The following is a 12435-nucleotide window of genomic DNA, read 5'->3' as shown; positions in this document are numbered from 1 at the left end:
TGCGCGACGCGCAATGCAGCGTAGCGGCCCCGATGGATTATCACCCCACCCGCCCCCGGTTAAGTTAAGCCCATGACCTGCGCCGCACTGGCGACGCAGCCGAATCTCATTGCTCGAACGCTGGAGTTGCCCATGACCCGCCGCCTGTTCCAACCCATCGCCCTTGGCCCTTACACCCTTGCGCATCGCATTGCGATGGCGCCACTGACGCGTTCGCGCGCCGGCCAGCCGGGGGATGTCCCGACCGCGATGAACGCCGAGTATTACCGCCAGCGCGCCACGGCCGCGTTGATCATCACCGAGGCCACGCAGATCTCCCGTCAGGGTCAGGGTTATGCCTGGACACCGGGCATTTACACCGACGCCCAGGTTCAAGGCTGGCGGCAAGTGAGTGACGCGGTAAAGGACGCCGGCGGCCTGATCTTCATGCAGCTGTGGCATGTCGGCCGCGTGTCGCATCCCAGCTTCCAGCCCGACGCCGGTTTGCCGGTCGCGCCGAGCGCCCTGCCCGTGCCGGGCAAAACCTTCATCGTCGATGAACAGGGAAACGGTGTCTGGGGCGACGTGCCGGTACCACGCGCGCTGGAAACTGCAGAAATCGGCGACATCGTCGCAGACTATCGCCGCGCCGCTCGCAACGCGCTGAACGCCGGCATGCATGGCGTAGAGATTCATGCTGGCAACGGCTACCTGCTCGACCAATTCCTCAACAGCCACAGCAACCAGCGCGAGGACGCCTACGGTGGCAGCGTGGAAAACCGTGCGCGTTTTCTGCTCGAAGTGGTGGCGGCGGTGGCCGAAGAAGTCGGGGCGGAACGGGTCGGCGTGCGCTTGACGCCGATGGGCCGCTTCATGGGCATGGGCGATGACACGCCGCAAGCCACGTTCGGCTATCTGGTCAAGGCGTTGAATCAGTGGAATCTGGCGTACTTGCACCTGGTCGAGCCGGCGATGGTCGGGACGGTCAAGGATGAAAACTTTGACCCGCGCTGGGATGCGATCATCACCCAGCTGCGCCAGACCTGGAACGGCGTGCTGATCCTAGCCGGTGGCTATGACGCAGAGTCCGCTGAACAAGCGTTGCGTTCAGACCGGGCCGACATCATTGCCTTTGGCCGGCCGTTCCTCGCCAACCCGGATCTACCGCGCCGGCTGCACGACGGCCTGACGCTGAACACGCCGGATCCGGCGAGTTTTTTTGGTGGGGATCAGCGGGGGTATATCGATTACCCGGCCCACGCGTGATCGCGCGCGGTCCAGGTCAATGGCTTGAACCGCTCGTTACCGCCGATACGGGGCAACGAGCGGCAGTGCCGGTTCACCGGCGAAACAGACGATTCACCAGCATCAACGCAGCGGCGCCGATGGCCAGTGCAGCAACCGGTCTTTCTTTAACGAAGGTCGACACAGTGTCGAGGGTGTCGCCGTAGGTTTTGGTCAGTTGACCCGCGGCCTGACGACCTGTGCCCTCCGCTTCCAGCGCCGAATCACCGAGCAGTCTGCCGACTGTGCTCTGCGCCTTGCCGGCCAGTTTTTGTGCCACGCCTTCTACTTGTTCACTCTTCATGATTGATCAAACCTCTGTGTGCGAGCGCAAAGCCCAGAACGTCCCTGAGCTGGCAAGTGGAGTACTTGCACGGCGTTAGGGGATCGCGCTCGCGGGTTAGTTCAATTTTCATGAGCGGCGGTGCGAGGCTTTCAGTAACTGAAATCATGGCCCAGTTCTTTCTGCATCCATTCCAGAAACCGTCGGACCCGGGGGAAGTTCGAATGGGCTTTGGGGAACACCAGATGATGCGCGGTGATTGGCGCGCTCAGTTGCGGCGCGACTTCCACCAAGGCGCCGCGCGCCAGATGGTCCTGAGCCAGCAGCGTGCTTTCCAGGGCAAATCCGAGGCCGTGACTGGCAGCTTCGAGCGTCATGTACGAACGGTCGAAACTCAAGGTGTAGGGTTTTTCCGGGCGCGATACGCCGTGCTGGGCAAATAGTTGCGGCCACTTGATCAAGGTCGCTTCGGACAGGATCAACTGGCTGTCCAGCAGATCTGCAGCCGAAGTGATCGGACGTTTCTCCAATAACCGTGGCGAGGCCAGCACCGCGATCCGCTCATTGCGGATCGTGCGCACTTCGTAGCTCGGCCAGTTGGGCATGCCATGGCGGATGTCGACGTCGATCTTGTCGCGGCTGCCCTGCCCCGCATAGCCTTGTCCTGACGCAACTCAGTGCTCCAGCAAGCGCTCCGTCATCGCCATCGAGGTCTGCAACGATTGTCCGGTGCGTTGCAGCTTGTTCAACAGACTCGCGCCTAGCCACAACTGGTAAAGGGTTTCGGCCAGTTGCCGGGCGTCGGTCTTCGGCAGACTTTTATCCAGTTGCCCCTCTTCCAGGCACGTGGTGATGCGCGCGACGATGCGTTCGGCGCCGTCACGCAGGGTCAGGCGCATCGATTCGGAGAGGTCGGCGACTTCTGCGCTCAGCTTCACTACCAGACATTCGTCGCCATGCCCTTCGAGGGTGCAGCGGTTCTGCCAGCCCTGCCAGTAATCCATCAATCGTTCGTAAGCGCTGAGGCCCGGTAGCGTCAGGCGGCGTTCCATGTCGGCGAGATAGCCGACAAAGTAATCCTCCAGCAGCGCCTGGCCGTAGAGCTCCTTGGATTTGAAGTAGTGATAGAACGAGCCCTTGGGCACGCCGGCGGTCTGCAGGATCTCGCTCAGGCCCACGCTGGTGAAGCCCTTTTCGGCCATCATGCGGTGGCCGGTGTCGAGCAGGTGTTGGCGGGTATCGTCGTAGGTCGGTTTCATGGGGCGCAAAATACCAAACAATAGACCAGTCGTATATTTCCAATGAGCAGAAGTTTGCCACAGCAAACGCCCGGAAACACGCCACGAAAAAATTACTAGACGACCGGTCTAATTGGAATCTATGCTGTGCCTCGTCAATCCTTCCAACGGTGTCGAACGCGAACCCATTCGCCGACACCAACCAACCCCAAGGGTGCGCTATGAAAATCTTGATGGTTCTGACTTCCCACGATCAGCTCGGCAACACTGGCAAGAAGACCGGCTTCTGGCTCGAAGAGTTCGCCGCCCCCTACTACGCCTTCAAGGATGCCGGCGCCGAAGTCACGTTGGTTTCCCCTGCTGGCGGCCAGCCACCGCTTGATCCGAAAAGTGATGAACCCGGTGCGCAAACCACTGAAACCGACCGCTTCCGCAAAGACCCTGCCGCCCAACAGGCACTGGCCAACACCGGGCGCCTGGCGGATGTCCGCGCAGACGACTTCGACGCAGTGTTTTATCCAGGCGGCCATGGCCCGCTGTGGGATCTGGCTGAAGACAAGCACTCGATCGCCTTGATCGAAGCCTTCGACCGCAGCAACAAGCCACACGGTTTCGTCTGCCATGCGCCGGGCGTGCTGCGTCATGTCGTGACTGCCGATGGCAAGCCGCTGGTTCAGGGCCGTAAAGTCACCGGTTTCACTAACGCCGAAGAAGCCGCTGTTGGCCTGACGGATGTCGTGCCGTTCCTGATCGAAGACGAATTCCAGCGTCTCGGCGGGCACTACTCCAAGGTCGGCGACTGGCAGGTTCACGTGGTTGCCGACGGGCAACTGGTGACCGGCCAGAACCCGGCCAGTTCGGCAGCGGTGGCTGAACAACTGCTGAAAATGCTCGGCTGATTCATATCGAATCAAGCTCTCGAACACCGTGCGCGGTCTGCACGGTGTTTTTTTTATCCCGCAACTAGTCGACTGGTCTAATAAGCCAGAACAGGAATGTCATGAACAACAGCCCTTTCTTCACCCCGGTCACCCTGGGCCATCACACCTTGAAGAACCGCATCGTCTTGCCGCCCCTCACCCGCCAACGCAGCACCCAGCCGGGCAATATCGCCAACGCGTTGATGGCCGAGTATTACCAGCAGCGCGCCGGTGCCGGTTTGCTGGTGACGGAAGGCACGCAGATCGAGCCGCGCGGTCAGGGCTATGCCTGGACACCGGGCATCCACAGCGCCGAACAGATTGCCGGATGGCGCCTGGTCACCGAGGCCGTACACGCCAAGGGCGGAGTGATTTTCGCGCAGTTGTGGCACGTCGGCCGGGTATCGCACACGGCGCTGCAACCCGAGGGTGCGGCGCCGGTGTCGGCCTCGGCGATTGCTACTGATCGGGTCAGCGTGTTCATCGAAACCGCGCCGGGTGCCGGCGAGCTGGTCCAACCCTCCGCCCCGCGCGCACTGAGCACCGATGAAGTTCAGGAACTGGTTCAGCTGTATATCCAAGCCGCGCGCAATGCCATGGACGCCGGGTTCGACGGCATCGAACTGCACTGCGCCAACGGATATCTGGTGAACCAGTTCATTTCCGCCCACAGCAACGTGCGCACCGATCAGTACGGCGGTTCACTGGACAATCGCCTGCGCTTTCTGCGCGAGGTGGTGATGGGTGTTGCCGAGTGCATCGGCAAGGACAAAGTCGGCGTACGTTTCGCACCGCTGTTCACCACCACCGACGAAGCGCGCACTTACCTCGGCCTGGTCGAGGAAGACCCACACACCACTTACATCGAAGCGATCAAAGTGCTGGAGGCCGTAGGCATTGCCTATCTGTCGATTGCCGAAGCCGATTGGGACAACGCGCCAGAAATGCCGCAGACCTTCCGCCGCGCCGTGCGCGACACTTTCAGCGGCGCGATCATTTACGCCGGGCGCTACACCGCCGAATCCGGCGCGCGGTTGCTCGAATCGGGGCTGGCTGATCTGGTCGCGTTCGGCCGTCCGTTCATGGCCAACCCGGATCTGCCGGCACGTATCGCCAATGGTTGGCCGCTCAATCCTCTGAACCCCGCGACGGTCTATGGTGGTAACGCCGAAGGCTATGTGGATTACCCGGTTTACAGCGAATAAATCCCCCATTCACACCAGCGCTCCCACTCCCTAGGGAGCGCTCCCCTACTTGCCTTCCCCCTTGGCAACCTCCAGCGCTGCGCTGGGAGGTTTGTGCCTCTTGGAAAAAATTTCGCCGATTGATTGTCAGGTAATTTTTTTCAGCCTATCGTGAACAAAACCTATACAACATAAAACGTCGCGTACAACTTTCTGTAGCGACCAAAAGCAAGTCTGAAAGCCTGCTGGCTTGCGCCGAGCGCTCATCAGCCGGCGCCAGACCTGTACAAGGGCCTTTCACCGTACAAGCCCAGGGAGCAAGGTAATGACCCGATTTCTGCTGTTACTGACATTGGTCCTCAGCGTTACGAGCTGCGGCAGCGTGGACGTCAGCCGTTATGCGGACCAGCAACCGGCGTTCGACCTGCAGCGCTTTTTCAGCCAGCCGGTAAAAGCCTGGGGCATGTTCCAGAAACGCAGCGGTGAGGTGGTCAAGCGGTTCGAGGTCAACATCGTCAGCCGTCGCGAGGGCAATAACCTGATTCTCGACGAGCGCTTCCTTTATAGCGACGGCACGCGCCAACGCCGCGTCTGGACCCTCACGCCCGAAGGGCAAGGACGCTGGAGCGGTCGCGCCGATGATGTGGTGGGTGTCGCCCAGGGCCAGCTGGCGGGCAACGCCTTGCACTGGCGTTATCGCCTGAACCTGCCGGTCGATGACTCGACCTACGAAATGAGCATGGACGACTGGATGTACCTGATGGACGAGGACACCCTGATCAATCGCACCAGCATGTCCAAGCTCGGCGTCGAGGTCGGCCAGGTGACCTTGTTCTTCCGCCGTCAGGGCGCTGGCCTGAGCCAATGAATCGCGCTGTGTTTGCCAAACGCCTGCGTGCGCAGGCAAGGAGTGAAGCATGAATCTGCAGACCCTCACCGCACATGCGGCCAACAGCGAAATACGCGAGCTGGAGTTGCTGTCGCTGGAAGGTGGTTTTTACCTGGCGCGCATCCGCCTCGATCACGGCCAGTTCACCTTGCTCGACGAGGCTGCCAAGCCGCTGCACCTGCGCTCGGTCACCCATCTGCGCGACTTGCTGCAGACCGTGCCGCCCTTCCCCTGTGTGCTGGTGCAGCAATGCGTGCACGACGAAATGTGCGGCCGCGACAGCGATCCCGTCGAAGAGCTGCGCATTCCGTTCTCCCTGACCTCACCGTTATGAATTGCCCGATGTCGAGTTTCACTGAATGAACGTGACCCGCCGCTTGTGCCTGGTGCTGGGCGACCAGTTGTCCTTTGATCTGGCTTGCTTAAAGGATCTCGATAACGAGCGCGACTGCGTGCTGTTGGTCGAGGTCATGGAAGAAGCCAGCCATGTGCCGCACCATCCGCAAAAGATCGCGCTGATTTTCAGTGCCATGCGCCATTTCGCCCAGGCCTTGCGCGAGCAAGGCGTTCGGGTCGAATACGTCACCCTGGATGATCCGCACAACAGCGGTTCGGTGCCGGGCGAATTGCAGCGCTGGAAAGCACTGCTGCACGCCAGCGAAGTGCACGTCACCGAGTGCGGCGACTGGCGTCTGGAGCAATCGATCAACGATGCTGCTCTGGCGATTCATTGGCACAGCGATGCGCGTTTTCTCTGCAGTCGGGCGGAATTCGCCGCCTGGGCCGAGGGCAAAAAACAGCTGCGCATGGAGTTCTTCTACCGCGAGATGCGCCGCAAAAGCCGCTTGCTACTCAACGGTGACGGTTCGCCGGTGGGCGGTGCGTGGAATTTCGATGCGCAGAACCGCAAGGCGCTGCCCAAGGGGGTGAAGGCGCCCTACCCGGTTCGCTTCAACAATGACCCGATCACCCTGGAAGTGCTGGCACTGGTCAAGGCACGGTTCAGCAACCATTACGGCGCGCTCGACGACTTCAACTACCCGGTTACCCACGCCGATGCTCAGGCGCTGTGGGCGTACTTTCTCGATTATGGCCTGGCGGGTTTCGGTGATTTTCAGGACGCCATGGCCAGTGACGAACCGTTCCTGTTTCATGCGCGGATCAGCGCTGCGCTGAACATCGGCCTGCTCGATCTGCGGCAGCTGTGCAGCGACGTCGAGTCGGCGTACTGGTCCGGCAGCGTGCCGTTGAACGCCGCCGAAGGCTTCATCCGCCAATTGATCGGCTGGCGCGAATACGTGCGCGGCGTGTACTGGCTGAAAATGCCTGACTACGCGCTGGGCAATTCCTTTGGCAACAGCCGCGCGTTGCCGGAGTTTTACTGGACCGGCGAGACGCAGATGAACTGCATGCGCCAAGCCATCGGCCAGAGTCTGCAGCACGCCTATGCGCATCACATTCAGCGGCTGATGGTCACCGGCAATTTCGCCCTGCTCGCCGGCATCGCGCCGAGCCAGATCTGCGAGTGGTATCTGGCGATCTACATGGACGCATTCGACTGGGTGGAACTGCCCAACACCCTCGGCATGGTCATGCACGCGGACGGCGGCTATCTGGGTTCCAAGCCCTATTGCGCCAGTGGCCAATACATCAATCGCATGTCCGATTACTGCCGCGGCTGCACCTATAAGGTCAGCGAGAGCACGGCGGACAATGCCTGCCCGTTCAACGCGTTGTACTGGCATTTCCTGATGCGCCACGGCGATTTGCTGCGCGGCAATCAGCGCATGGCAATGATGTACAAGAACCTCGATCGCATGCCCGAGGCCAAACAACAAGCGCTGTGGCAACGCGGACAAACGCTGTTGGCCAGGCTCGATAGCGGCCAGGCGATCTGATATTCGGCATCAACCGGGCGCGGACGGTGAAACTTAACGCTGGCCCGCCCTGTCAACGGATCAACGGTGTAACGGCAACCGCGGTGCACGACTGCCCGATGCACAGGCGCGTTACGCAACCCACTCCCGAAAATCAGACAAGCAGGTGTAATGGACAGCCTCAAACATCTTGATCGCGGGGCGCTTGAGTCAGAGGTCAGGCGATTGCGCGCGGCGCTTGAGAATGCCCAGGTCGCCACGCGGACGATCGATATCGAGCGTGACATGGCGGCGCAGCTGCAAGCCAGTCGGGATGCGCTTGCCCGCAGCGAGGCGCGTTTCAGCACCATTCTGGAAACCATCGAGTCGGCGTTTGCCATCGTCAAAGTCAAATTCGATGCCGACGACCAGCCCGTCGACTATTACTTCGTCGAAGCCAACCCGGCGTTCGAACAGCAGTGCGGGGTCAACCTGCGCGGCAAATGGGTGACCGAGTTTGCGCCCAATCTGGAACGCTTCTGGTTCGAAACCTATGGTCACGTGGCCAGGACCGGCGAACCGGCGAATTTCGAGAATTACGCCAACACCTTCGAACGCTGGTTCGACGTACGCGCGGTGCGGGTCGGCGACCCGGCCGACCGGCAGATCGCGATCCTGTTCAACGACGTCACCGAACGCCGCGCCGCACAGGAACGCCTGCGCGCCAGCGAAGCTCTGGCGCGGGAGAACGTCGAACGCGTGCAACTGGCCCTCGCCGCCGGCGCCATTATCGGCACTTGGCATTGGGACCTGCTCACCGACCGCTTTGCCGTGGACGAGGCGTTCGCCCGGGTGTTTGATCTGGCCCCGGAGTTGGGTCGCGAAGGGCTCAGCCTCGAACAAGTGATCACCACCGTGCACCCGGATGACCGCGAAGGCCTGATCACGGCGATCGACGAAGCCATTGGCCGTGGCGGCGCTTACTCGCACCAGTACCGCGTGCGTCGCGCCGACGGCAAATACCGCTGGATCGAGGCCAACGGTCGGGTGGAATGCGCTGACGGCACACCGCTGCGCTTTCCCGGCGTGCTCATCGACGTTGAGGAGCGGCGCAACGTCCAGGCCGAACGGGATCGAGCGCTCGCCGCATTGCGCGCGCTCAACGACACCCTCGAACAACGGGTGTCCGCGCGCACCGCCGAGCTGATGCAAGCCGAGGAAAAACTGCGGCAGTCGCAGAAAATGGAAGCGGTCGGCCAACTGACTGGAGGCCTGGCCCATGACTTCAACAACCTGCTGGCCGGGATTTCCGGCGCGCTGGAGTTGATGGGCGCGCGGATTCAACAGGGGCGCCTGAGCGAAGTCGACAAATACATGGTCACCGCCCAGGGCGCGGTCAAGCGAGCCGCGGCCCTGACCCACCGTTTGCTGGCGTTCTCCCGACGCCAGACCCTTGATCCACGTCCGACCGACGTCAATCTGCTGATGACTGGCATGACTGAACTGATCCAGCGCACCGTGGGCCCGAGTATCCGCCTGGAAACCATTGGCGCACCGCAGCTGTGGCCGACGCTGGTGGACGCCAGTCAACTGGAAAACGCCCTGCTCAATCTGTGCATCAACGCCCGCGACGCGATGCCCGATGGCGGACGCATCACCATCGAAACCACCAACCTGACCATGGACGCCGAGACCGCTCGCGCGCAGGACATGCCCGAGGGCCAGTATCTGTGCCTGAGCGTGACTGATACCGGCACCGGCATGCCGGCCGAAGTGATCGCCAAGGCGTTCGACCCGTTCTTCACCACCAAACCGCTGGGCCAGGGCACCGGGCTGGGGCTGTCGATGATTTACGGTTTCGCCAAACAGTCTGGCGGTCAGGTGCGGGTGCATTCGCAGGTTGGCCAGGGCACGACGATGAGCATCTACCTGCCGCGTCACCTCGGCGAGCCGCTGCCCAGCCACGACGACAAGGACACCGCCCCGACGGCGCTGCCGAAGGCCGGCGAGACGATTCTGGTGGTCGACGACGAACCGACGGTGCGCGCGATGCTGGTCGAAGTGCTCGGCGATCTCGGCTATCGCGTGATCGAGGCGGCCGACAGCGTCGCCGGGCTGAAAGTGTTGCGCTCGCAGGTGCAGATCGACTTGCTGATCACCGATGTCGGCTTGCCGGGCGGCATGAACGGCCGGCAACTGGCCGACGCCGGCCGCGAGATCCGCCCGAACCTGACGACCCTGTTCATCACCGGCTATGCCGAAAACGCAGTGATCGGCGCCGGACAGCTCGGCCCAGGCATGCAGGTGCTGACCAAACCCTTTGCGGTGGACACGTTGGTGGCGCGGGTCAGTGACCTGATGGCGGCCAACCCGGAATAAACAGCCGTTGCGGCGATAAACCCAAGCAGACTGGCTGCGGCCAAGGAGTGATAAATGGTGAATTTTGTGATTTTTCTTATCGCCTGCGGTGCCGCGGCGACCACCGGCGTGATGTTCAAACCCGGGGCCTGGTACCAAGGGCTGAACAAACCCAAATTCACCCCGCCGAACTGGGTGTTCCCGCTGGCCTGGACCACGATTTACCTGCTGTTGGCCTGGGTTGGCTACCGCCTGACCCTGATCGCCGGCAGTCAACAGGTGCTCGCCTTGTGGGCAGCGCAGATCGCCCTGAACACGCTGTGGACGCCGGTGTTCTTCGGCGCAAAACGGATTTTCGCAGCCATGGTGATCCTGGCGCTGCTGTGGCTGGTGGTCGCGGTGATGGTGGTCCTGACGTTGCGCCTGGATGTGATCACTGGGTTGCTGCTGTTTCCTTATCTGGCTTGGTTGTGTGTGGCGGCGGCGTTGAATTTTTCGATTTTGCGTAATAACCGAGGCTGAGCAGGATCAACGTTCAGTGATCTTCAAGGGCCGAAGGGGCGCGGTTTCATCTATGAGAATAGGGACAGCCCCATTCGGCCAATCAGAAACACCAGCAGAATCAGGAAAAAGATTCGAATAAAACCACTTCCATAACGCAAGGCCAAGAACACTCCAGTCAGGGATCCGGCCATATTGCACAGCGCTACGACGCCACCTACAGCCCACAGCACGTTCCCGGTTGGCACAAAAAACATGAGCGCTGCGCTGAAAGTGCCAAGATTAACCAGCTTGGCGGAAGCGGATGCGTTTAGAAAATCAAAACCAAAGTATTTAACGAAGATAAATAACAACAAACTACCGCTGCCCGGACCGAAGACGCCGTCATAAAAACCAATCAATCCACCAAAAAAGATTCCCCACGCAACTTCCTTTGTTCCGCAATGAAAGTCATTGCTGACCATGCCTAAGCGCTTTTCCGCAAAGGTATATATCGCCATGGCGATCAAAATAAAGAAAACAACAAACTCCATTATTTTCTTTGGCACAATTGACACGGAAAACGCGCCCAGAAAAGCAAAAACAAATGCCGAAAGCATTGTCGGAAGCATCAATTTCCAGACAATCCTGATTCTTTTGGTATAGCTGTATATCGAAGAAAGATTACCCGCTAGAACCGCCAGTTTATTGGTCCCGAAAACAGTCGCCAAACTGTACTGAGGCAAGGCATGCAAAAGCGCTGGCAGCTGTACAAGCCCGCCACCACCGACCGCCGCATCGATCAAACCACCGCAGAAAGCAAAAAAGCCCAAGGCGAATAACGCCTGTTCAACATCCATTCAGGAGGTCCTTTCGGAACTGTAACTCTGCGTAAAGCATCACGACGTCCTCTACGCTATTTTTCAGCATTCAGCTTTTGATACATGGCCTCGAAAGCTCTCCCTACACGCTCATTGTAATTGAGCATGATGCCTTTCAGGCGACCGAGCTTAAAGGGCAGGTTCACCGTTCGGCCATACGCTTGAGCAGCGGCCAGAGCGTGCAGGCCGTGTTTGTTTTCAACTTCACCTGAGTGTCCCATCACGTAACCTTTTGCGTTCCGCAGGGTATGAACATTGGTCCTTAATGAAGGATTGATTGCAAGCAGCTTAGCCTCAATGTACTGGGCAATAAAATTATACTCACGACCATTCCAGAGCTCAGAAGCAATGGAGACCATCATGGCGTCCATAATTGAGCTTTTATGCTCAATCGAATTCAGAGCCGATTTATGTTCTGCGACGCCAGTATTATAAAGAAACTCTGAAAACTCATTGCACTCACGAACCTTGTATTGGCTTTCGACCCAAGCAGTCGCACCAAAAGCCGAAGTCATGTAATCGTACATGCCGTCATGCCCCGGATGTCCAAGCCCGAAATCGTCCTTTGCAACCTCATGCATATGCGCCATTACATTGAGATACTCAACGTGTTTTTCAGCAGGTACGGATATGGCGTCTGCTGACAGCCGCATGATTATTTTTGCAGAGACCAAACTGGTGGTTTTATGTGTTTCATTCCACCCATTAAAGAACTTCAGAACAGACGAATCCACGACATCCTTCTGAAGAAACTTTTTAAACGCGTTTTCGGCATGAAGTTGAGCTTCTTGCGTAATGGAATGATTAAGGACTTCTAGCATTGACTCTTGGATTTCAGGAATATGCGTAACATTCGCCAGCACTGACTGTCTGCGTTCTCCTTGCAATATGGCTCGACCAGGTATTTTCAGATTCCTGATATGCTTTGGCAGCCCATCAATAAATACCTCACCAAACTCTTGCATAGTCCTGTAACTGCTAAATTCGTCAAGGCGGCTTTGCAACATAGTCGAACTCATGAGCTTATCCTTTTCCCTAAAGATATATCGAGTTAATTTCCCGATTCAAACTTCCGAAATTAAA

12 protein-coding genes and 1 pseudogene are annotated in these 12435 nt (G+C 59.2%); 8 read left to right on the top strand and 5 right to left on the bottom strand.

The annotated features are described in order from the left end of the window. Positions 1 to 132 precede the first annotated feature (132 nt). Positions 133 to 1245: an alkene reductase gene (locus tag ACXR0M_RS16055; RefSeq protein ID WP_458832782.1), complete on the top strand. Its 1113-nt coding sequence runs from the start codon at positions 133 to 135 to the stop codon at positions 1243 to 1245. 73 nt (positions 1246 to 1318) lie between these two features. Here ACXR0M_RS16055 and ACXR0M_RS16050 read toward each other — a convergent pair whose 3' ends face one another. From ACXR0M_RS16050 to ACXR0M_RS16040, 3 genes and pseudogenes are all read right to left on the bottom strand, one after another. Beyond that, on the bottom strand, positions 1319 to 1567 hold the full coding sequence (locus tag ACXR0M_RS16050) for a CsbD family protein (RefSeq protein ID WP_458832781.1): 249 nt from the start codon (positions 1565 to 1567) through the stop codon (positions 1319 to 1321). A gap of 131 nt (positions 1568 to 1698) precedes the next feature. Then, positions 1699 to 2187: pseudogene (locus ACXR0M_RS16045) on the bottom strand (LysR substrate-binding domain-containing protein); the annotation flags it as partial. Positions 2188 to 2220: 33 nt separating this feature from the next. Further along, entirely contained in the window at positions 2221 to 2805 is a 585-nt protein-coding gene (locus ACXR0M_RS16040; RefSeq protein ID WP_458832780.1) for a TetR/AcrR family transcriptional regulator, read from the bottom strand. Positions 2806 to 3005: 200 nt separating this feature from the next. Between ACXR0M_RS16040 and ACXR0M_RS16035 the strand changes: the two genes are divergently transcribed. From ACXR0M_RS16035 to tspO, 7 genes are all read left to right on the top strand, one after another. Further along, positions 3006 to 3683, top strand: a complete 678-nt coding sequence (locus ACXR0M_RS16035) for a type 1 glutamine amidotransferase domain-containing protein (RefSeq protein WP_458832779.1) — start codon at positions 3006 to 3008, stop codon at positions 3681 to 3683. A 101-nt stretch (positions 3684 to 3784) separates the two neighbouring features. Further along, the gene (locus ACXR0M_RS16030; RefSeq protein WP_458832778.1) at positions 3785 to 4909 is read left to right on the top strand and encodes an alkene reductase; all 1125 of its coding nucleotides are present in this window, start codon (positions 3785 to 3787) and stop codon (positions 4907 to 4909) included. Positions 4910 to 5213: 304 nt separating this feature from the next. Further along, positions 5214 to 5756 carry a DUF3833 domain-containing protein gene (locus tag ACXR0M_RS16025; RefSeq protein WP_458832777.1) on the top strand — a complete coding sequence of 181 codons (543 nt, stop codon included), beginning with the start codon at positions 5214 to 5216 and terminating at the stop codon, positions 5754 to 5756. 49 nt (positions 5757 to 5805) lie between these two features. Beyond that, entirely contained in the window at positions 5806 to 6111 is a 306-nt protein-coding gene (locus ACXR0M_RS16020; RefSeq protein WP_458832776.1) for a DUF6482 family protein, read from the top strand. Between the two features lie 25 nt (positions 6112 to 6136). Then, positions 6137 to 7675: a cryptochrome/photolyase family protein gene (locus ACXR0M_RS16015; protein ID WP_458832775.1), complete on the top strand. Its 1539-nt coding sequence runs from the start codon at positions 6137 to 6139 to the stop codon at positions 7673 to 7675. Positions 7676 to 7825: 150 nt separating this feature from the next. Next, positions 7826 to 10012, top strand: a complete 2187-nt coding sequence (locus ACXR0M_RS16010) for an ATP-binding protein (RefSeq protein WP_458832774.1) — start codon at positions 7826 to 7828, stop codon at positions 10010 to 10012. A 57-nt stretch (positions 10013 to 10069) separates the two neighbouring features. Then, entirely contained in the window at positions 10070 to 10513 is a 444-nt protein-coding gene (tspO, locus tag ACXR0M_RS16005) for a tryptophan-rich sensory protein TspO (protein WP_458832975.1), read from the top strand. A gap of 50 nt (positions 10514 to 10563) precedes the next feature. Here the strand turns inward: tspO and ACXR0M_RS16000 are convergent, their stop codons facing one another. Beyond that, on the bottom strand, positions 10564 to 11331 hold the full coding sequence (locus ACXR0M_RS16000) for a sulfite exporter TauE/SafE family protein (protein ID WP_458832773.1): 768 nt from the start codon (positions 11329 to 11331) through the stop codon (positions 10564 to 10566). A 56-nt stretch (positions 11332 to 11387) separates the two neighbouring features. After that, positions 11388 to 12371, bottom strand: coding sequence for a hypothetical protein (locus ACXR0M_RS15995; RefSeq protein WP_458832772.1), 984 nt, complete (start codon positions 12369 to 12371; stop codon positions 11388 to 11390). Between the last annotated feature and the right edge of the window lie 64 nt (positions 12372 to 12435).

It is taken from the genome of Pseudomonas sp. Eth.TT006 (assembly GCF_054456575.1).
Note: the sequence above shows the minus strand (reverse complement) of the source record. Positions and strands in the feature narration are given on the sequence as shown.

Coding starts and splice junctions, on each gene's coding strand:
- ACXR0M_RS16055 (WP_458832782.1), top strand. CDS start 133: ATGACCCGCCGCCTGTTCCAACCCATCGCCCTTGGCCCTTACACCCTT.
- ACXR0M_RS16050 (WP_458832781.1), bottom strand. CDS start 1,567: ATGAAGAGTGAACAAGTAGAAGGCGTGGCACAAAAACTGGCCGGCAAG.
- ACXR0M_RS16040 (WP_458832780.1), bottom strand. CDS start 2,805: ATGAAACCGACCTACGACGATACCCGCCAACACCTGCTCGACACCGGC.
- ACXR0M_RS16035 (WP_458832779.1), top strand. CDS start 3,006: ATGAAAATCTTGATGGTTCTGACTTCCCACGATCAGCTCGGCAACACT.
- ACXR0M_RS16030 (WP_458832778.1), top strand. CDS start 3,785: ATGAACAACAGCCCTTTCTTCACCCCGGTCACCCTGGGCCATCACACC.
- ACXR0M_RS16025 (WP_458832777.1), top strand. CDS start 5,214: ATGACCCGATTTCTGCTGTTACTGACATTGGTCCTCAGCGTTACGAGC.
- ACXR0M_RS16020 (WP_458832776.1), top strand. CDS start 5,806: ATGAATCTGCAGACCCTCACCGCACATGCGGCCAACAGCGAAATACGC.
- ACXR0M_RS16015 (WP_458832775.1), top strand. CDS start 6,137: ATGAACGTGACCCGCCGCTTGTGCCTGGTGCTGGGCGACCAGTTGTCC.
- ACXR0M_RS16010 (WP_458832774.1), top strand. CDS start 7,826: ATGGACAGCCTCAAACATCTTGATCGCGGGGCGCTTGAGTCAGAGGTC.
- ACXR0M_RS16000 (WP_458832773.1), bottom strand. CDS start 11,331: ATGGATGTTGAACAGGCGTTATTCGCCTTGGGCTTTTTTGCTTTCTGC.
- ACXR0M_RS15995 (WP_458832772.1), bottom strand. CDS start 12,371: ATGAGTTCGACTATGTTGCAAAGCCGCCTTGACGAATTTAGCAGTTAC.